At 37.9% G+C, this 21,231-nt stretch carries 19 protein-coding genes and 1 pseudogene; 3 read left to right on the top strand and 17 right to left on the bottom strand.

Annotated features, from left to right (window positions below):
* Nucleotides 1-98 precede the first annotated feature (98 nt).
* From yfaE to nrdA, 11 genes and pseudogenes are all read right to left on the bottom strand, one after another.
* On the bottom strand, nt 99-350 hold the full coding sequence (gene yfaE, locus MT391_RS13375) for a class I ribonucleotide reductase maintenance protein YfaE (protein ID WP_166369623.1): 252 nt from the start codon (nt 348-350) through the stop codon (nt 99-101).
* A gap of 13 nt (nt 351-363) precedes the next feature.
* Nucleotides 364-1,509, bottom strand: coding sequence for a class Ia ribonucleoside-diphosphate reductase subunit beta (gene nrdB, locus MT391_RS13370; protein ID WP_166369625.1), 1,146 nt, complete (start codon nt 1,507-1,509; stop codon nt 364-366).
* 114 nt (nt 1,510-1,623) lie between these two features.
* Nucleotides 1,624-2,430: a sterol desaturase family protein gene (locus MT391_RS13365; RefSeq protein WP_499498502.1), complete on the bottom strand. Its 807-nt coding sequence runs from the start codon at nt 2,428-2,430 to the stop codon at nt 1,624-1,626.
* 2 nt (nt 2,431-2,432) lie between these two features.
* Nucleotides 2,433-3,086 carry a CDP-alcohol phosphatidyltransferase family protein gene (locus MT391_RS13360; protein WP_166369629.1) on the bottom strand — a complete coding sequence of 218 codons (654 nt, stop codon included), beginning with the start codon at nt 3,084-3,086 and terminating at the stop codon, nt 2,433-2,435.
* 21 nt (nt 3,087-3,107) lie between these two features.
* Nucleotides 3,108-3,785, bottom strand: a complete 678-nt coding sequence (locus tag MT391_RS13355; protein WP_499498500.1) for an ATP-binding cassette domain-containing protein — start codon at nt 3,783-3,785, stop codon at nt 3,108-3,110.
* 8 nt (nt 3,786-3,793) lie between these two features.
* On the bottom strand, nt 3,794-5,503 hold the full coding sequence (locus tag MT391_RS13350) for an ABC transporter permease (RefSeq protein WP_499442616.1): 1,710 nt from the start codon (nt 5,501-5,503) through the stop codon (nt 3,794-3,796).
* On the bottom strand, nt 5,500-6,783 hold the full coding sequence (locus MT391_RS13345) for an ABC transporter substrate-binding protein (protein WP_499498498.1): 1,284 nt from the start codon (nt 6,781-6,783) through the stop codon (nt 5,500-5,502). The genes MT391_RS13350 and MT391_RS13345 overlap by 4 nt, the downstream gene beginning before the upstream one ends.
* Nucleotides 6,770-7,618: a DUF547 domain-containing protein gene (locus tag MT391_RS13340; RefSeq protein ID WP_499498496.1), complete on the bottom strand. Its 849-nt coding sequence runs from the start codon at nt 7,616-7,618 to the stop codon at nt 6,770-6,772. The genes MT391_RS13345 and MT391_RS13340 overlap by 14 nt, the downstream gene beginning before the upstream one ends.
* Entirely contained in the window at nt 7,618-9,117 is a 1,500-nt protein-coding gene (locus MT391_RS13335) for a dihydrolipoyl dehydrogenase family protein (RefSeq protein ID WP_499498561.1), read from the bottom strand. The genes MT391_RS13340 and MT391_RS13335 overlap by 1 nt, the downstream gene beginning before the upstream one ends.
* 117 nt (nt 9,118-9,234) lie before the next feature.
* Nucleotides 9,235-9,666 (bottom strand): annotated as a pseudogene (locus tag MT391_RS13330) (TVP38/TMEM64 family protein); the annotation flags it as partial.
* A 530-nt stretch (nt 9,667-10,196) separates the two neighbouring features.
* Nucleotides 10,197-12,467, bottom strand: a complete 2,271-nt coding sequence (nrdA, locus tag MT391_RS13325) for a class 1a ribonucleoside-diphosphate reductase subunit alpha (RefSeq protein ID WP_166369639.1) — start codon at nt 12,465-12,467, stop codon at nt 10,197-10,199.
* Nucleotides 12,468-13,151: 684 nt separating this feature from the next.
* Here nrdA and MT391_RS13320 point away from each other — a divergent pair.
* Nucleotides 13,152-13,793, top strand: coding sequence for a hypothetical protein (locus MT391_RS13320; protein WP_499498494.1), 642 nt, complete (start codon nt 13,152-13,154; stop codon nt 13,791-13,793).
* A 170-nt stretch (nt 13,794-13,963) separates the two neighbouring features.
* On the opposite strand, the gene MT391_RS13315 is transcribed toward MT391_RS13320, so the two are convergent.
* Both MT391_RS13315 and MT391_RS13310 read right to left on the bottom strand, forming a co-directional pair.
* Complete coding sequence (locus MT391_RS13315) at nt 13,964-14,200, bottom strand: YecH family metal-binding protein (RefSeq protein ID WP_299666087.1); 237 nt, start codon at nt 14,198-14,200, stop codon at nt 13,964-13,966.
* 324 nt (nt 14,201-14,524) lie between these two features.
* Nucleotides 14,525-15,799, bottom strand: a complete 1,275-nt coding sequence (locus MT391_RS13310; protein ID WP_166369645.1) for a dicarboxylate/amino acid:cation symporter — start codon at nt 15,797-15,799, stop codon at nt 14,525-14,527.
* Nucleotides 15,800-16,263: 464 nt separating this feature from the next.
* Here MT391_RS13310 and MT391_RS13305 point away from each other — a divergent pair, with 464 nt between their 5' ends.
* Nucleotides 16,264-17,208 carry a 2-hydroxyacid dehydrogenase gene (locus tag MT391_RS13305; RefSeq protein ID WP_499498492.1) on the top strand — a complete coding sequence of 315 codons (945 nt, stop codon included), beginning with the start codon at nt 16,264-16,266 and terminating at the stop codon, nt 17,206-17,208.
* 182 nt (nt 17,209-17,390) lie between these two features.
* Here MT391_RS13305 and MT391_RS13300 read toward each other — a convergent pair whose 3' ends face one another.
* The 4 genes from MT391_RS13300 to mtgA all read right to left on the bottom strand — a co-directional run bounded on the left by MT391_RS13300 (nt 17,391) and on the right by mtgA (nt 19,836).
* Entirely contained in the window at nt 17,391-17,738 is a 348-nt protein-coding gene (locus tag MT391_RS13300; RefSeq protein ID WP_299666097.1) for a thioredoxin family protein, read from the bottom strand.
* 72 nt (nt 17,739-17,810) lie between these two features.
* Nucleotides 17,811-18,422, bottom strand: a complete 612-nt coding sequence (locus tag MT391_RS13295; protein ID WP_499498490.1) for a class I SAM-dependent DNA methyltransferase — start codon at nt 18,420-18,422, stop codon at nt 17,811-17,813.
* Between the two features lie 173 nt (nt 18,423-18,595).
* Nucleotides 18,596-18,883 (bottom strand): encapsulin-associated ferritin-like protein, encoded by a 288-nt coding sequence (locus tag MT391_RS13290; RefSeq protein ID WP_028869728.1) that lies wholly within the window; start codon nt 18,881-18,883, stop codon nt 18,596-18,598.
* Between the two features lie 272 nt (nt 18,884-19,155).
* Complete coding sequence (gene mtgA / locus MT391_RS13285; RefSeq protein WP_499498488.1) at nt 19,156-19,836, bottom strand: monofunctional biosynthetic peptidoglycan transglycosylase; 681 nt, start codon at nt 19,834-19,836, stop codon at nt 19,156-19,158.
* Nucleotides 19,837-20,449: 613 nt separating this feature from the next.
* On the opposite strand from mtgA, the gene MT391_RS13280 reads away from it, so the two are divergent.
* On the top strand, nt 20,450-20,938 hold the full coding sequence (locus tag MT391_RS13280) for a transposase (RefSeq protein ID WP_499498486.1): 489 nt from the start codon (nt 20,450-20,452) through the stop codon (nt 20,936-20,938).
* The last annotated feature ends 293 nt before the right edge of the window (nt 20,939-21,231 follow it).

Below are 21,231 nucleotides of genomic sequence, written 5' to 3'. Positions count from 1 at the left end.
GTTAGCTCTGATTAAATGTGAAACTTAGTATTATTGTTCTTCGAGTGAAATAGAAGGGGGGGAGTTGAGAGATAAAGAGCAAAACAGCATGTGTGCTGTTATTGACTCTTAATACAGATGTCGTCTTCGCTTTTGCTGCAGCAGAGTAATACTTCACCATCTTTCAAATAAGCTAATGGGAAATCGCTATAATTTGCAGTGCCAGCTAGCAAAATAGAACGGCAAGCGCCACAGTGCCCATCTCGACAATGAAACTCAACGGACACCGCTTGAGACTCTAAATTCTCAAGCAATGTCTTGTTCGGATCAAGCGGGTAGGGTTTGCCGTTATAAGTCAGTGTTGATGACATTTTTTAAACTGTTTTACAGTTCAAAAGTACTAAGATCTGCACTGTCCACGGAACTGTTAATTTGTCCTACTAAGTAAGAACTAATTTCTGCTTCCTGCGGTGCAACTTGTACATTGTCACTGACTAACCAATGGTTAATCCAAGGGATTGGGTTACTTTTAACTTCAAAGGGTGCTTCATAACCAATCGCTTGCATACGTTGGTTAGCAATGTATTCAACGTATTGACATAAAATTTGTTCATTTAAGCCGATCATTGAGCCATCTTTAAATAGGTATTGTGCCCATTCTTTCTCTTGCTCAGCAGCTTTCATGAAAATAGCGCGACCTTCAGCAAAACACTCTAACGCTATCTCTGCCATTTCTGGATCATCTTTACCGTCAGCCCATAGATTTAACATTTGCTGTGTAGAGTTCAAATGTAACGCTTCATCACGTGCAATCAACTTGATGATTTTTGCATTACCTTCTAATAAATCACGCTCAGCAAAAGCAAATGAACAAGCAAATGATACGTAGAAACGGATCGCTTCTAAGGCATTAGTTGAACAGATACAGAGATATAATTTTTTCTTAATATCACGTAGTGTCAATGCTTCTGTTTTACCTTGAATGTTGACGTATTTTACTTCCGTTTGCTCAAATCCGTGTAACTGCATGAATTGCACTGCATGGATAAGTTCATCGTAATAAAAAGAGATATCGATAGCACGTTTTTGAATCTCATTATTATTAACAATATCTTCAAATACTTCATTCGGGTCAGTAAATAGGTTACGTAAAATATGCGTGTAACTACGGCTATGAATTGTTTCTGAGAAAGCCCATGTTTCAATCCAAGTTTCTAATTCAGGTAATGAAACAATCGGTAGTAGTGCAACATTTGGGCTACGGCCTTGAATTGAATCCAACAGCGTTTGATATTTTAAGTTAGAGATAAAAATATGCTGTTCATGATCCGGTAGATTTAAAAAATCGATGCGATCACGGCTAACGTCAATTTCTTCTGGACGCCAAAAGAAAGACAGCTGTTTTTCAATAAGCTTCTCAAATACCTCAAATTTTTGTTGATCGTAACGAGCCACGTTAACTGGGTTACCAAAGAACATAGGTTCTTTCATAGCATCGTTGGAAAGGGTTGAGAATGTTGTATAAGCCATGTGACTCTCCGTCAGAATTCTAATTTCGCGTATCTTAACAACTTACTACGATCCGATCACGGCTTTAGTTTAATTTTGTTTTTATTTTTAATGCAAAAAAATAATGCAACCTTATTATTTGTGTTTAAAAGGCATAGTTAATAATCCCCACAAATTTGCATTGTCTTTTGCATCTGGAAATTCTGTGATACCAATATCGATTTCCAAATCGGGTTTAGTGGCTTGTGCAGAATAACTACCAAATAATCTATCCCACCATATGACACTGAAACCATAATTCGAGTTACTTTCTTTAAATAACTGGCTGTGGTGAATACGATGTAATATCTGAGTCATTAAAATTAATCGTGTTATTTTCTCTACTTTTTTAGGTAAGCGTATATTGGCGTGATTAAACAAAGCAAACCCGTTTAATAGCACTTCAAATAAGATAACCGCATAGGCTGGAATGCCTAAAATCATGATTGCAATGGCTTTAATAAACAGGCTAGCAACAATCTCTAATGGGTGAAAACGCAACCCTGTACTGGCATCTACATGTAAATCTGCATGGTGTACTTTATGCAATTGCCATAGTAAGGGTACTTTATGAAATAATCGATGTTGCCAATAAATGAGCATATCTAACAACAGTAAACTGAAGGTAATAGTTAGCCAACCTGGTAGTTGAACAAGATTAAATAATCCCCATTGCTGTTCAGTGCAATAAAGTGCAAATCCTGTTAATCCAAGGGGAAGGGCTAATCTCGCGGATAAACCGGAGATAAAAACAATGCCAAAGTTACCGATTAAACGTGTTGTTTTTGTGGGGGCTGTTTTTGTTGTGGGTAGCTGTCGTGCAGGGAAAGCATGCTCCCAGCCTATCATTACCGCTAATATAGTAAAAAATATACCTAGTCGAATAAGTGCATCATCAGCCATGGTTATTTATCCTGCTCTTTGCTTTGTTGAGCATCCGTAACAGTATGACTTTTTAACGTTTGGTAACCGCCATTGATGCGAGTAAAAATAGTGATCGCTCCTAAAAAAGCAAAACTGTAAGCCAATTCAGGAAAGTAAGCTGGCCATAAACAAAAAGCCACAAAAAAGGCGATAGTTTCTGTGCCCTCGGTCAAACCATTTAAAAAATAAAAACTCTTATTAGCAAACTGTGGACGTGCTAGGTTTAATTTTTCAGCGGGAATAGCAAAGGCTAAAAAGCTTGAACCTGTGCCAATAAAGACGGTTAATAATACCGATGCGGCTAATGCATTTTGAACCGGATCCGCTAAAGCAAAGCCTAAGGGAATAGCAGCATAGAACAAAAAATCGACACAAATATCTAAAAACCCACCCGCGCTACTACTACGTTGTTGATAACGAGCCAGCGCACCATCTAAACCATCAAAGACACGATTAAGGATGATCATCACTAAAGCTGCTGTCCAAAGTTGTGCCGCTAATAAAGGAACCGCTAATAAACCAATAACAAAACCAACCACGGTAATTTGATCCGCGTGTACACCACGTTTATCTAGTTGCGTTACTAAGGGCATTAATAAGGGTTTGATGTAGGGAGTGACAAATTTATCTAGCATCTCTTTTCCTATTATTTGGTTTTATGAAGCGACTTCATTTAAAGATACAGTATCTAATGTGATCACTTTACCCTGTGCTGCAACCGCATCACTTTGGTCATGTGTCACCATCACCGCAGGTAAGCTATAACGCTGTATTTGTTCAAACACTAATTGGCGCGTTTCTTGGCGCAATTGGCTATCTAATTTACTGAAAGGTTCATCTAATAAAATTGCTTTTGGTTTGCTTAATAATACACGTAACAAAGCTACTCGCGCTTGTTGACCACCCGATAATTGTTGTGGACAACGTTTTTCCATGCCAGCAAGACCTACTTGATTTAATGCTTCGCTAATTTCATCTTGACGCGTTTGTTTATCACCCTTAGGCATCGCAAAGGCAATATTGCCTGCTACGATTAGATGCGGAAACAATAAAGGATCTTGATATAACAAACCAATATGGCGAAGGTGGCTTGCGGTATTCGTAATATCTTGGCCATTTAAATACAGCTCACCAGTGGCAGTAAAATCGCTGGGTAACATGCCTACTAACCAATTTAATAAGGTCGATTTACCACTACCAGAAGGCCCCATAATGGTTAGCACTTCACCGCCTTTAACTTCTTCATTAAGAGATAATAAAGACGTTCCTTGTTGTTTCAATTGCAAGTGACTAATGTTCAGTGATGGTATTTTCTGAGTCAATGTTGATTTCATTTGATTTCCTAACCTCTCTTACGAAAGAAAAATTTTGGTACAGCCCAAGCTAATATAAAAAATAGTGCAGGTAATAACATCTGCATTAATGCGTAAACCGCACTGGTTCTTCTACTTGCACCATTAGCAAGGGTAACCGCTTCCGTTGTGATGGTATTAATTCGACCTGCACCCGATAACAGCGTCGGTAAATATTGGCTAAAGCTAATAGCTAAACCTAACGCGCTGGCAATTAAAATAGGTGAGATTAAAAGTGGCAATTTTAACTGCCAAAATATTTTTGAGGGCGGCACGCCAAGACTTGCTGCTACTGAGCTAAAGCGAGGATCTAAACGACGATAGCTGTTGGCCAGAGATAAAAACACATAGGGCAAAACAAACAATAAATGCGAAAAAACAACATTAACATAAGCATGTTGGCTGTTTACTTGCTCAAATAACCAAACGATGCCAAATAGAAAAGCGATACTTGGAATAAGCAACGGTAGATAAATAATAAAACCACTGATCGCAGAGATGGTTTTAGTATTTTGTTGTTCAGCTTCAAGTACCAGCAATGTTAACGCAATAGCAATTAAAGTAGTGCTGATGGCTATTACCAATGTGTTAAATAAGGGCGTTTGCATCTGTAATAAGGCCGATGTCCAATGCAAGCTAACCAGTTGTTGCGGCAGAATATCAGGGTAAGACCAAAAACCTGCAAAAGACCATAACACCATTGCAACTAAGGCTAAGCCAATAATGGAGAGCATCGCGATTGTGATCATATCTGTTAATCGCTTGATGAACATGCCGCCATATTCTCGTTCGCCATTAATTAAAAATGCCGCGCTGCACTTTTTAACCAATAATTCTAATAACCACCAACTACCTAATAACGAGAGAGTAATTACAATTTGTAAAATTGCCCCCGATGACGCTTTAATACGTAAGCTTAAATCAACATCGCTAAACCACTGCATGATTGCAACGGCTAAGGTTGGAGGAGTGTTTGGTCCTAAAATTAAGGGAATTTCTACACTCGCGCTTGAATAAGCTAATACTGCAAGAAGCGGTAAACGCATATAACCGTAAAGGCTTGGTAAAATGACTTTAAAAAAGCCAGTCATTGGACAATAGCCTAAACTCGATGCCACTTTATGTTGTGCACGAAGGGTTTTACCAATTTCAGGTTGTGCTAATACCCCTAGGGCGATTAACAGTAAAAAGGGGAGTTCTTTAAGGGTCAGTCCGAAGATGATACTTAAGCCATAGGGATCATGTGGCAGAAGCCAATCTGGTGGAGTGTCCCAACCTGTTAACCAAGGTGAAACAAGTCGAGATAAAAAACCAGAAGGGGTGATTAAAAAACCAATTGCTATCGCGGCTGCTGCATGAGGAATAACTAATATCGGGCCTAATAAACGCTGGATCCGTTTTAACCATGGGCTATTGAAATAACTCGCGAGTATTAAAATAGTGATTATAAAAGCTAATAATGTACTGACTAAGCTTGTACCAAAGCTGAGCAATACCATACGCTCAATGCCTGGAGTTTGAAAAAGTTGAACAAACCCAAACAAACCAAATTCATGCGCACCAAGTGCGGGAAACCAACCAAAAGCAGGTAACAACACACCTAATAGACCACCTAATACAGGCACTACTAATAATGCAATTAACAGGTATGGACTATTACGCACTACACGCGTAAACAGGGTATTAGCAACTATCATCATTGTACTCCATAGCGGGTAAGCCACTGTTCTGTGATGACTTTAACCCAGCTAGGGTGTAACTCGCCTAACAAACGGGTGTTATCTATATTGATGATATTCGCGCTTGCATGTTGTTTTTCAGGAGCATCAAAGAGCATTTTTTGTGCTGCAGTTAATTGTGATAAATCGAGTACACTACTATCGCCCCAGACAGCTGTCTTTTGTTTTCTAGATTGTGCTTCTGGGCTTAATAAAAAGTTAGCTACTAATTTAGCGCCCTCAATATGAGGTGAGTTATAAGGAATTGCTACAAAGTGGATATTGCTTAAACTACCATCTTTCATTCTATAGCTGCGCGTACTATCTGGTAAGTCATAGCGAGAAATAGCAGAAGGGATTTCAGCGGCTGAAAAGGTAAATGAGACTTGTAGCTCTGTATCGCCCATTAGACGGCGCAATGCTAACCCATTGGATACAAAGTGTTTACCTTGACGCCATAAAGTTGGGTGCAATTGATCTAAAAACTGCCATAACTGCGGTAATAATTGCACTTGGCTTTCTACTGTCGCTTCTTGGTAGAGTTTTTCTTTAATATTCGCCGGCTGTTGTTCATTTAAAATGATCAACGCGTATTTGAGAAAGCTCATACCTAAAAAGTCGGGTGGTTTAGGGTAAGTGAAATGACCTGGGTGATTTTCACTCCAAGTTAATAGTTCGGGTAATGTTTGTGGCACATCATTTACTTTTAAACTATCAAAGTAAAAAGTCAGGGCGGCTTGTCCCCATGGTGCTTCCATTCCCTGTGTTGGGACACCAAAATCGCGTGTCATCGCAGGGTTATTAGTGGGATTGGTTAATTCAAAATTAGGCAACTCTCCCGCCCAATCTGCTGCGAGTAATTCATATTTGGCCATCGATGCAAAGTTAGCCCCGTTGATCCAAACTAAATCAACTTGGCCATTACGATGATTGTCTGCTGCTTTTTCTGCTAAAACACGACTGACTGCTTCACTGGTATCTGTGAGTTTTACATGGTGTAAATTTATCTGATATTTTTGCTTAACTTGATCAGCAACCCATTGAATATAATTATTAATTTGTTGATCGCCTCCCCACGCATGAAAGTATACGTCTTGCTTTGTGCCACGTTTTTCAACATTGTGCCAAGCACGGGAAGTCGATTTAGCTTCAATATTTACTTCATTTGCAAATACATTGCAGCTAAGCGAAATAACGCTTAGCAGACAAAGACTAATGATCAATTGACGGTAATAGTTATTTAAACATTTACTTAGTCGCATTAAGTTTCCAATTGTAATCTAAAAATTTAACATTAAAATCTTGGTTTTTTAATGTTAATGCTTGCTGCGTATTCAATGTCAAAGCCTCTGCATAAAGCCCTATAAAGCTTTGTATTGACTTAGTACCACGAAACCCAACTTCAAAGTCATCACCATACCATTTAAAGATTGACGACAGATAAAAACTATCACCCTTGATGTAGTTACGACTTGTATCTGTTAAGAAACGCTCAGTTTGTTGCGTTAATTGCTGCTCAAGGTTATCGGCTGTGTAAGCTTCTTCTCGAAGTGCAGGGCAGCCAATACTGGCACAGTTTACGGCAAAATGAATACGTGGATCGTTATAGCGGTCACTACCGCGAATAAGATCATGCTCGATATTGTTTAAACTTATTTTTTTACCTAACAGCGGAATAAATTTTTTATCCCACGGAGAACTAAATAAACTTCCTAAATCTTTAATCGATTCTAGGTCAGGGTATTCAGTTAAAATAAACTCAACAGTCCATGCATTATAAGCATTGATTAAAAATGCTAATTGCTTCTCTTTCGACCAAGCATCAAAATCTGCACGAGAGACTTCACTTAATTTATCAAGGTAAACTTGTAGTTCGCTTTCTTGACTCTTAAAGGCAGCGTAGTCAACTGCTGTGCTGTGTCCTTTATTAATTGGGGAGATATTTTGCTCAAGTAATTCAGTCCAACTAGCATGTAAATTAGTGCTTGTATCAGCATAAACATTACTTAGCATTGAACTGCTCAATAGTGCAGCCCCTAAGGTGAAGCGCACTAGGGCGCTTACCTTATTGGTTGTATTTGCTATGACAGATGCCATTAACCACGTCTCCATGTATGGTATTTCTCTAACCAGTTTAATACTGTTTGTGGTGCATGATTACGCTTCCATTCACCGGCTGCGTACTTATTACCTTCAGCCCATGTTGGGTAACTGTGGATCGTACCTAGAATCTTATTCAGTCCTAGGCCGTGTTTCATGGCTAAAACAAACTCTGCGATTAAATCACCAGCGTGTTCTGAAACAATGGTTACCCCTAAAATCTTATCTTTACCTTTAGGCGTGATGACCTTGATAAAACCTTTAGTCGCACTATCTGTGATTGCGCGATCCAGCTCTTCAAAATCAAAGCGAGTAATTTCATAATCAATACCACGTTCTTTAGCTTCTGCTTCATTAATACCAACACGAGCAACTTCAGGGTCAATAAAGGTTGTCCATGGGATCACGCGGTAATCCACTTTAAATTTCTTCAAGTTACCGAATAAACCATTGACTGCAGCGTACCAACCTTGATGCGCAGCAACATGTGTAAATTGATAAGGACCAACAATGTCACCAGCAGCAAAGATGTTCGGGTAAAGAGTTTCTAAATACTCGTTAGTTAAAATAGTACGGTTTGTTTCAATACCTAACTCTTCTAAACCATAACCCGTTAAACGTGCACTTCGACCTACCGCACATAATAATTGGTCATACTCAATTTCAATCTCTTGTTCGTTATGTTTAACGATGATGAACTTCTTACCGTCTTTCATTTCACAACGTAATGCTTGATGTGAAGTCAGGATATTAACGCCACTTTCTTTTAGCGATTCAGTTGCAAATTCAGACACTTCAAGATCTTCTTTGATCATGATGCGTTCAGCCATTTCAATTTGCGTCACGTTAGAACCTAAGCGTGCAAAACTTTGTGCTAATTCTGAACCGATTGGACCGCCACCTAATACCACTAACTTTTTCGGAGCTTGTTCAAGCTTAGCGAACTCATTCCATAATGTATCACTGGTCACATAACCTGTTTCTTCAATACCTGGTAGTGGTGGTACAAATGGACGTGCACCGGTTGCAATAACAATACTGCGTGTTGTTAGTTTCTTGGTTGTTCCATCTTCATAGCTAATTTGTACAGTCCAAGGGTCAAGGATTTTTGCATAACCTTTCTCTACTTCAACACCTAAGTTAGTATAACGTTCAACACTATCGTGAGGTGCTACATCGGCAACAACTTGATGAACACGTTCCATTACTTTTTTGAATGAAAATTGTGGTGTTGTATCTTCTAAACCGTAGTGGTGCGCATTACGAATTTGTTCAGCAATTTTTGCACTTTTAATAATAGCTTTACTCGGAACACAACCATAGTTAAGACAGTCACCGCCCATCTCTCCGGCTTCAATTAAAGTTACCTTCGCTTTTACTGCGGCTGCAATATAACTAGTAACAAGGCCACCTGCGCCAGCACCAATAACAACCATATTACGGTCGAATTTAGCTGGTTTAGTCCATTTCTTGTAGACTTGACGTTTTTTAATCATATTAACAATACCTTTTGCAATGAGCGGGAATACACCCAATAAAACGAATGAGATAATTAAACCGAAAGATAAAATACCTGACAGACTCTCTATTTGCGCTAACTGTGTACCTGCGTTTACGAAGATAAACGTACCTGCTAGCATACCTAATTGGCTAACCCAGTAGAATGTCCAAGCTTTAAGTGCAGTAACACCCATTAATAGGTTGATTAAGAAAAATGGAAATATCGGTACCAAACGCAACGTAAATAAGTAAAAAGCACCTTCTTTTTTGATCCCTGCATCAATGGCAGCTAAACGCTCTGGGAAACGTTTCTTGAGTGAGTCGCGTAATAAGTAACGCGATACTAAGAATGATGCTAAAGCACCTAAACTCGAAGCAAATGAAGCAATCACAAAGCCTTCAAACAATCCAAATAAAGCGCCGGCAGCTAGTGTTAAAATAGCCGCTCCGGGTAGTGCTAAAGCGGTAACTAAAACATACAGAACAAAGAAACCACCAATAACTAAAAGCGGGGATTGCTCTCTCAACTCACTGAATTGATCCATTGATCCTTTCAATCCATCTAAGGTTAAGAGTTGGTGTAAGTTGAAATGAAAAAACAATCCTATTAATACGATTGCCAATAACAGTAGTACGATCTTCTTTAACATAGTTTATAACCTTTATATGGATGCGATGTGGTGGTCTTCAATTGAGTAACAACTTCTTAAGCACCAACGTCGAATTTTCATACCCATGACTTTATTATTTTAAAATCGCTGCCTTATTATCGAACAGCTTTTCATCGTGCAATGGATAACTCAAACATAAAGACCTTAGTAAGCTGTTTTTAATTGCTTATTAATCTAAAAAAAGTGAAAAAGTTAATTGAGATATTTTTTTGAATAAAAAGTATAGGAGAGATAGTAGAAATGATCTGGTTATTTTATTGTTTAAAAGCAAAATGTTAGTTTTGTCTACAAACGCACGAAACATAAATTATAAGCAAAAAAAAAGAATGTACTCAGTACATTCTTTTTATAACAATTAATTGTAACTTATCCACAATAATGACACATTTAATTAAACACAACGGTTATATCTTACAAGCGCCACCGGCACAGCCATCGTCTTCAATTACTTTTTCATCATCAGCACCATCACGGGTGTTATGGTAATAAAGTGTTTTAAGACCCATTTTGTAAGCCATTAACAGATCTTTAAGTAACGTAGTCATCGGCACTTTGCCATCATCAAAACGTTTAGGGTCATAGTTAGTGTTTGCTGAAATAGCTTGGTCAACAAACTTTTGCATGATACCTACTAACTCTAAATAACCTTGGTTATTAGGGATGGTCCATAACAATTCGTAGTTTGCTTTGTATTTATCAAACTCAGGAACAACCTGTTTTAAAATCCCATCTTTACTCGCTTTGATACTGATGAAACCACGTGGTGGTTCAATACCATTGGTTGCATTAGATATCTGGCTTGATGTTTCAGAAGGCATCAATGCTGATAATGTTGAGTTACGTAAACCATCTTTAACGATATCTGCACGTAATGTTTCCCAATCTAGGTGATAGGCTTCATCACAAATCGCATCTAGCGATTTTTTATAGGTATCTAATGGAAGAATACCTTTTGCGTAATTAGTTTCATTAAATAGTGGGCAAGCACCACGTTCTTTGGCTAATTTGTTTGATGCTTTCAATAGGTAGAATTGAATCGCTTCAAAGGTTTTATGTGTCAGGTTGTTTGCACTGCCATCTGAGTACTTCACGCCATTTTTTGCTAGGTAGTAAGCATAGTTAATTACGCCTATACCTAACGTACGGCGATTCATGCTGCTTTTTTCTGCTGCTAGAATTGGGTAATCTTGATAATCTAATAAGTTATCTAAAGCGCGTACCGCTAGTTCAGACAGTTCTTCGATTTCATCTAATGACTTAATCGCACCTAAGTTGATGGCTGACAACGTACATAACGCAATTTCGCCTTCTTCATCTTTAATATGACTTAACGGCTTAGTCGGCAATGCAATTTCTAAACATAGGTTACTCTGACGAACCGGTGCAACTTTACTATCAAATGGGCTATGCGTATTACAATGGTCGACATTTTGAATGTAAATACGACCTGTACTTGCACGTTCCTGCATCAGTAGTGAGAATAATTGTACTGATGGAATCGAAGTTTGACGAATAGACTCATCACTTTCATATAGATGGTATAAACGCTCAAATTCATCTTGGTCTTCAAAGAAAGCATCGTATAGTCCCGGTGTATCAGATGGGCTAAATAAAGTGATGTCTTTTTTGTCGATTAAACGTTGGTAGAATAAACGGCCCAGTTGTACACCATAATCAAGATGACGAACACGGTTTGAGTCGATACCACGGTTATTTTTAAGTACTAATAATGATTCAACTTCTAAATGCCAAATAGGGTAGAAGACCGTTGCTGCACCACCACGAACGCCACCTTGAGAACAAGATTTAACCGCCGTTTGGAAGTGTTTGTAAAATGGAATACAACCTGTGTGGAAGGCTTCGCCACCACGGATAGTACTACCCATTGCGCGAATACGACCTGCATTGATACCAATACCTGCACGTTGCGATACATATTTCACAATGGCGCTTGAGGTTGCGTTGATAGAGTCTAAGCTATCATCTGCTTCAATAAGTACACATGAACTAAATTGACGTGTCGGTGTACGTACGCCAGACATAATAGGCGTCGGTAATGATATTTTAAATTGAGACGTTGCATCGTAAAAACGTTTTACATAATCTAAACGCACATCTTTATCGTAATCAGCAAATAAACAAGCAGACACCATCAGGTATAAAAACTGTGCACTCTCATAAATCTCGCCGGTAACACGGTTTTGAATCAGGTATTTACCTTCTAGCTGCTTTACTGCCGCATAAGAGAAGTTCAAGTCACGATCATGGTCGATAAACTTGTCCATTTCTTCAAATTCTTGTTTGGTGTAATCGGCTAATAGATGCTCATCGTATTTGCCTTTTGACACCATTTTACTGACATGTTCAAACACACTTGGTGGCGTGAAACGACGGTAAGCACGTTTACGTAAATGGAATACCGCTAAATGAGCTGCTAAGTATTGGTAATCTGGTGACTCTTCAGAGATTAAGTCCGCAGCGGCTTTGATAATAGTTTCATGAATATCGTCGGTACGAATGCCATCGTAAAACTGGATATGTGAATTTAACTCTACCTGTGAAACAGAAACATTACTTAGCCCTTCAGCCGCCCATGTGATCACGCGGTGAATTTTCTCAAGATCAATGCTTTCTCTCTTTCCGTTTCGTTTGGTCACAGATAGGTTTTTATTCATTTTTTTACCTTTTTCGAAGAACAAAATAATTACTTTAGCGATTACAAGCAGTTATTTCTTATAGTGTTGATTGTTCATTTAAAACACAAGATGTAGTGTTGGTTTTAAGGAAGAGGCACAAGATAAAGCTTTTTGAAAATTTTTCAAGGGATAACTATTATTAAATTAGTGGATAAAATTGTGGACAAATTGGCATGGTTTATATCTGTTAGTACTTACTAACAAAATGCTGTAAGTGAGGTCTGTTTTATACAAATTGCAATAACTATTTTGGTTTTTTTTAAATGTAAAAATTGCGTTTTATAGCAGCAATAATTTTTAAAAATTTATTTTTTGATATCTCAATTTTACAATTCTTTATGTTGATAGATTATTGATAAAACCTATCAACTTAGTTTTTAAATAATATAATAACGATACCTTCTATATTAACTCTCCTTGTTCGTCGACTCTTCATCCTCAGTTATCATTAACTTTCGTTGATCCCATAATTTAATTTTTTGCTTTTAAGTTGTTGATCTTTGTTAAGAGTGTAGTAGACTCCGGTGAAAATTTATTGTCATAAATTAGTCATTTATATAATCACTAAGTGTTATTTTATCGGCGATGATTGTTGATGTGTTTATTAGGCTTCTATTCGTCCTAGCCTACTATTCAAATATTGATAGGACGTGAGATATTAAAATGAAAAAAGTAATATTATTATTAATGGTGTCAGTGTTAGCCGGATGTGCAACTCATGCAGAAATTAAAATGCCAGTCGTCGTAAAAATACATGATACGGCCTATGAAAATAAGTCGCTAAATTATGAAATATTATATAGCCAACCTAAGCCTGGTATCTTCACTGGAGGAGAACAATTACCTTTAGCTCCATTAGAAGAAGCTGAGTTATCTGTTGCATCGGCATCAACTTTAAAAGAGCTGCCTAAACTTATATTTGAACAGTTACCTATTTCGGTTAAGTATTTAGTTGATAATCCTGACTTAACGTTAAAAATTGAACTGACCGCATATAACAAGCGCGGGCCTGCTTATGCAGATTATGAATTTGCAAAAAGCCTTGGTAAAGACTTATTAACGTTGGGTTTTGCATCTTCTGAGTACGATATTATTGCAGACTTTGACGCGAAATATATTTTACAGCAAAAAGGCGAAGTTATTTTTAGTAAAAACTTTAAAGTAAGAGACCAAGTTGACCATGAAAGAGGTGATTTTGAGTCTTATAACACATTAAATGACTTTACATCTCAAATACTAGAAAAGCACCTGATCTTGACTTTACACGCCTTTTTTAAAGATGCGGCAGTGAATGTAAAAGGTTAATTGTTAAGTCGCTGTAAATATTTACAGGGACTTCAAAATACTAGTACAGGCCCTTAGATTATTATTAAACGTGGCTATTGATAAAGGAGTGCTTATACACTCTTTTATCAATGCTCTACATTAAATCTTACCTGACAACATTCATTTAACCATTAATAGTGTTTATAAATTTAACAAAGGTGCTCTTCTGGCATTTTAATCCCCTCTACTGATTCTATAAACTTTCCCTTCGATGCTAGAAACTCAATCAATTGATCTGCGCTTAAGTCGCTGCCCATGCAAGTATGAAAACGTGCATTCTCACCAAAACTAGTAGCAATTTCTGCTTTTAACGCTTGTTTAGTATAAGTTTGTTCTGATTTTGCCATCATTTCCATAACCTGATGACCGTGTATAGATTGATTCATGTTTAATCTTCGCTCCGATTTTTATCAAATATCCACAGTAGTGGATGAGTTAACTTCGGCACACTATAACCAAACCAATTACCTAGGTATTGATGCAAAACAAATTGTGTCTATAAGCAAATTGTCAACAATAGATTTATATAGATTGAGTCTTATTAATAGATATCAGTTTGATAGGCTGTGAATGCGACTGTTATTGCTGGAGCTAGGTATTAGTGGTGTTTACTCGAAGATTTTTTGAAGTGTTTTATTTGAACTTCAGCGCAAATAAGGTTTAAAAAAACGCCACTAGTCAGCGGCGTTTGATCTTATTAACAGTCAGTTTTATACCGTTTCTTGGAATGCTTTTTTGCCTTCGAAGATCTCTTCATCAAGCTCTCCTTCATTTTTAGCAACCAATAATGAAACCATCATATCGCCACAAATATTAACAGTAGTACGCGCCATATCAAGAATACGGTCGATACCTGCAACAATCGCTAATCCTTCCAGTGGAAGGCCGACGGTTGTTAATACTAATGAAAGCATGATCAGACCAGCACCAGGGACACCTGCGGTACCTACTGACGCTAATGTAGCCGTTAGTATGATCGTAATGTAGTCAGCAGCCTCAAGGTCAACACCAAATGCCTGTGCGATAAACAGAGCACAAACCCCTTGATATAAAGCCGTTCCATCCATGTTAATGGTTGTACCAAGTGGTAGAACGAAACTTGCGATACCTTTAGAAACTCCTAGTTCTTCACGTGAAGCTTTAATTGTCGCTGGCAGAGTGCCTGAACTACTTGCTGTGGTAAATGCAACGGCAGCTGGGTTTGTTAAGCTTTTTAAGTAACGAACAGGGTTTAGGCGGCCCACAATAGCAATCACACCACTGTAAAATACAACAATATGGATTAATGCCCCTAAATACACAACGGCAATTACTTTTATTAATGGTAGTAATACGTCTGCACCATACTTGCCTGAAACCCAAGCCATTAGGCCAAATACGCCATAAGGAGCAAGTTTCATCACTAACTCAGTTAGTTTATACATCGCTTCTGCAAGGCTTTCAAAAAGCTTGATCGCAGGATCGGCTTTTTCACCAATCAACGCTAAAGAAACACCTAAACCAATAGCAAACACGATAATTTGTAAAATATTACCCGCTGCTAATGCGCCTACTGGGTTTTTAGGGATCATATTAAGTAATGTTTGGACCAAAGTCGGCGCATTAGGTATCGCTGCATCTGATGATACTGCAACCATCTCCAATCCTGCGCCCGGTGTGAAAATAGTAGCAAGCCCAAGACCAATAGTGATTGCAAAAGCCGTGGTTCCTAAATAAAGCACAATTGCTTTAAGCCCAATTCGTCCCATTTTTTTGGTATCTTGCATTGAAGTGATACCGACAATAAGTGAGAAAAAAACCAACGGAACAATCAGCATTTTAATGGCATTAATGAAAAGTGTACCTAATGGTTTAAGAATTTCAGCACTAGGCCCCATCAAAGTACCAACCATCACACCGAGAAGCATTCCTATCAGAATTTTTTTCCATAGTTCCAGGCGTGACCATACTCCACCTGATTGAGCTGAGTTATTTTTGTTGTTCATAACAAGTCCATAAAGTCGTTAAAAGTGATAAAAAATGAATTTTTAATAATATAAATTGTTGAGGGAGCACATCATAATCACTTGATCTGTTAATTGATATAGATTGGTTTTTATTTTATTTATGAAAATAATATCTGTTTTTAAGGTTATAGGAGGAGAAAACCTTGCTATTTTAGGTGTTTATTATTTTTTCAGGGAGGTGTCTGGGAGGAGGCAGGTGTTTAGTTTTATGCCGCTTTGATTGAGCGAGATCAAAACCGTAGAGCTTAAAAAACGTTGGTGTATGAGAGAAAAGGATTGAAAGTTAAACGTTTCAAAACTGCATTACTATGCAAATAAAGTCCTTCAGTTTGTTGTTTGAATACTCATGATCTTACCCTGAATCTGTATTTTGATTGTTATTAATGTGCTGATATATTGATGCATTGATAATTCGAATTTTCTTCTGAATGGTGTATTTCTTTATGACTAAACAAATTGTATTTATTGGACAAATTTCAGATAAAGAAAAAACAGCTTGGATAACGTGTATTCAAGCGCAATTAACAGGCGTGAGCATTATCGCTTATGAGGCGCTATCCCCAGAGCAAAAACTCAATATTGAGGTCGCGATCGTGGCGAACCCTGATCCTAAACAACTCACAGAATTACCTAAATTAGTCTGGATACAAAGCTTATGGGCAGGCGTAGAAAGGTTAGTGTCAGAACTACCTAATACAAAATTTGATATTGTGCGTATGGAAGACCCAAACTTAGCTGAAACAATGGCAGAGGCAGTCGTCGCATGGACTTTTTATTTACATCGCGATATGCCCAAATACCTTCAACAACAAAGACAAAAAATCTGGCGTGAACTTGATTTAGTAGAACTAAAAGAGAGAAGAATCGGAATATTAGGGTTAGGGATACTGGGTAGTACATCTGCAAAGAAACTACGACTTAATGGTTTTAATGTTTCTGGATGGAGCCGTAAACTGGCGAGTATAGAAGGCGTACAATGCTTTAATGGTATAGATGGGCTACAGAAAGTATTAACACAGTCAGATATTTTAGTGAGCTTATTGCCATTAACACATGAAACGCAACACTTATTAAACGACCACAACCTAAGTCTATTACCTCAAGGTGCATCGATTATTAACTTTTCACGTGGAAAGGTAATAGATGAAAAAGCATTATTATCTCACCTAGAAAGCGGTCACTTAAATCATGCTGTGTTAGATGTTTTTAAAATAGAACCTTTACCGGTTGATAATGCACTGTGGGAGTCGCCAAAGGTAACTATTTTGCCTCACATATCAGCACCGACTAATACCAGAACTGCATCAAAGTTAGTTGCTAAGAATTTATTGAACTATTTTGATACCGGTGAGATCCCCAACGCAATTGACCGTACTAAAGGTTATTAATAGCGAGCGTGATGAGTTAATTTTCATTGAAAACCTCAATTCTGGTTAATGAAAGCGGAATTGAGGATAGTTAAAATCATAAAATCATAAGATTATATTTTTTAGTTATACAGTGCCGTTACTTTTGCGTAGTTCAAGGCGAATTATTGAAGCTTGGATCTAAGGTTAACTGTAGATATTCATTATTTTAATATTAATTGACGAACTTGGTCTGCGCTTAATGGCCTTACTAGACGGTCAACTTCTTTACCATCGCGAAGTAATATTAACGTTGGCCAAAGTTTTACCTTAAATGCGCGACCTAAAACTTTGCCTTTACCGTCATATATTTTGATATGAGGCAGCTTTGACTGTGTAGTTAAGGAGTGCTCAGTTAATACTTCTTTTATTGCGCCTGTTGCTGCCTGACAGTGAGCACACCAAGGTGCACCAAACTCTATAATAGCATCGCCCGTTAACTCGCTAATTTGTTCAAATGTAAGCGTTTCTTCTTCGTAATCAGGGTTAAAACCGGTTTCATTAATTTTCATATTATTTATTCCTCTTATAGAGTGCAAACCTGTTTAAGGTAATTTTCTGCTGTGCTAACGGATCAAATCCGGTTATCTATTAGCTTGACTAATATTGGCGCTATTTTTACCTATCGCCATTAAAACAGGCATCTGGCCCTTTGAACTGTTCATACTAAAAGGCGTTGTTATAGTCGTATTCACTAAGTTATTCGTCGCAAAGGCTTGTTTAACTCTTTTTACTGATAACCCCATTTCATCCGAATCATTACCTGATAGCCAATCCCATTGTACGAAGCTGCCTTGCTCTTTTAATAATGATGCTAATAAACTTAATGTCGTTTCATAATCAGGTAAGAAGCTACAAACGGAGGAGGCGACAATCAGATCAAATTGCTCGATTAACTCTGGCTGGTGGCTAATGAGATCTTCAGACAAATAATCAGCAACAGAGACCACGTTATTTAATGCCTTGTTATTTAAATGCTTTATCATTTCTGAAGATGGGTCAATCGCTACTATTTTTCTTACGCTTGGACTAATCAGTTCAGTTAATGCCCCTGTACCACAACCGAAATCAAGCACCCTCAAACCATCAATATTTATGGTTGCAACAAGCGCTGAAAATGCGTTTTTTGCATATTCTTTAACACTAGGAGCACTGTCCCAACTATCGGCATATTGGTCCCATTCATTACTCAACATATTCTCCAAAAATAACTTATAAAATCGTTTACAGGACAGAGAACTAACTTAATAAAGGTTATAAGTCTGCTAGGGAAGGTAGTTATATCCGTTACCAATCAACTTTGAATGATAACGGTTATAGTAAGGCGTGTTAGGTAGAAAAATCGCCTTGTATTTGTGCGTTGCCCATTTTATTTGTGAGCAATAGGCTTATCAGTGAAAAGGTAGTCCTTTAATTCTTTGTCAAAGGTCGGATCCTGTCGTCTGATCCATTCAAGCACCATTGCGGCGTGCTCTTTTTCTTCATCTCTATTATGTGCAAGTATTGCTTTTAATTCTTCATTCTTACAGGCATCGACTCGCTGGTTATACCAATCCACAGCTTCAAGTTCTTCCATCAGAGAAGTAATAGCTCGATGCATATCTCTGGTTTCATTTGACAGTTCATCTATTGGTTCGTGATAGCCTTCATTTGACATTTTTATCTCCTCAATAATTGATGTGATGATTGTAATGTATACCCAGGTTGTTATATTTCTAAATTTCACCCTGCTTATTACAATAAAAATACAATAAATTACATTGAGTTGAGGTTCAATAGATTCTTGTGTTTTCAATGCAATAAGTGGTGCTGTAGCAAACTTTATTGCGAGTGATTGAGCATGCCCATTTTTTCGTTCGAAAGGGCAGTGTTTTTAAAGATAAACTTAGTCTTGATGTGCTTTATCTGTTTTAGCCTTTAATATCCGCTTTAGTCTTTAATCATCGACGTTAGATAGTTTGACCCAAGCTGACGCATTTGTCGCTCAACCCAAATCACTCTTTGGTTAAGTTCAACACTTAAATCTCGAGGATCTCGTGTTTGCGGACTGGGTAGCAATACTGCTAACTGTGCTGCTTGATTATTGGTGAGATAACGTGCTGATTTTTTAAAATAAAGTTGGCTGGCAGCCTCAACACCATAAATCCCTTTACCAAATTCAGCGATGTTCAAATACACCTCTAAAATACGCTTTTTACCCCAAACTGCCTCGAGGCTAATCGCTAAACCAGCCTCTAGACCTTTACGTATAAAGCTTCGACCCGACCATAGGAAAATATTCTTTGCAGTTTGTTGGGTGATAGTACTTGCACCACGAAGCCCATCACCATCACCGTATTGTTCAACGGCCTTAATGATCGCACTAAAATCAACACCATAATGCAGAGGAAAACGTTGGTCTTCAGACGCGACCACGGCCAAAGAGATCGAGGATGGCAGTTTATCAATACTGATCCATTTTTGTGTCACAGGATAAGGGCTTTGCATCATAAACGCCGTTGTTGGCAAAGGCACAAAGCGGAATGCTAATAAGATTAAAGTTATAACCAATAATAAGCGCCACAGGACGAACCATATTTTTCTCAAAAAACTCGATTTACGCTTTGCCATGGGTTATCTCTAATTGGGTTCAACGAGGTGGTTAAGGTAAACAACTCGAAAAAATATTGATGATTAATCTAAACTTGCTCGTTTGTAATGAAAACAAGCAGTGTCATATAATGCCATATTTTAAGCTTTTTGCTTTTAAAAAATTAAAGCAACCACGAAGCGCTGCGCTTCACGAAGGACACGAAGAAATAATTAAAAAATTTATAAGATTTTATCTTTTTATCTTACCTTCTCTTAACTTCGTGCCTTCGTGGTTAATTGCTTTTGACCTAATCTTTTTCAACTCAGTAACTTTGTGGTTAATGGTTTTTGCTTTTAAAAGATTAAAGCAACCACGAAGCGCTGCGCTTCACGAAGGACACGAAGACAAAATTAAAAAGTTAAGATACTTATAGCAATTTATCTTTTGACTTAACCTTCTTTTAACTTCGGGCCTTCGTGGTTAATTACTTTTGACCTAATCTTTTTTAACTCATTAAGTTTGTGGTTAATGGTTTTGTGTTTAAAAGCATAAAGCAACCACGAAGCGCTGCGCTTCCCCCTGTGTCAGACTAGTTGTCACCCCTTAGTTTTCACTTAATAATAAAGACAGGGAGCGGTAATTTAGATTTGAATGAATCGATATTCACCAGAAAGAAAAGAAGCAGTCTTAAGTAAAGTATTACCACCGCAATCAAGGTCAGTAGTTGAAGTTGCTGATGAAGAAGGCATACACTGTAGCACTTTATATACTTGGCTAAAAACAGCTCAAAGCAACGGTGTAACTATGTCTAATTCAACGTCTTTAACGGCGGAAAAGAAACTTGCAATTATTATTGAAACGAGCCCATTAACTGAATCTGAATTGGCAAAGTATTGTCGTGAGAATGGCTTTTATCCAGAGAAAATAAAAGCTTGGAAAAGTGAGTTTGTGCAAGGCATGCAAACAAAAAAAGTAAGCAGCAAAGCCAGTATTAAAGAGGCTAAAGATGATAAAGCCGAGATCAAGGCATTAAAAAAAGAGTTGAGACGCAAGGATAAGGCACTTGCTGAAACTGCTGCCATATTGGTGCTCAGAAAAAAGTTGAGCGCTCTCTACGACCAGGAGGACGAGGAGAGCTAACGCCACTGCTTGAGCGACAAAAGTTAATTATTCTGATCAATAACGCTTTTACAGCAGGTGCTAGAAAAAAAATTGCTTGTTCTGAAGTAGGAATAAGCCTGAGAACCTATCGTCGCTGGATAAAAGAAGATGCTTTGACGGTTGGAGATAGGCGCGTTGATGCTGATAGACCTGAGCCGAAAAATAAGTTAACTGATGCTGAACGGGCATCAGTTTTAGCGATCTGTAACAGCAAAGAATACGCCAGTTTACCCCCTTCTCAAATAGTGCCTACATTACTGGATGCGGGGGTA

Origin of the sequence: Vibrio sp. 1-Bac 57 (genome assembly GCF_037546855.1) — a bacterium.
Lineage (GTDB): Bacteria > Pseudomonadota > Gammaproteobacteria > Enterobacterales > Psychromonadaceae > Psychromonas.
This window is presented reverse-complemented; position numbering and strand designations above follow the sequence as displayed.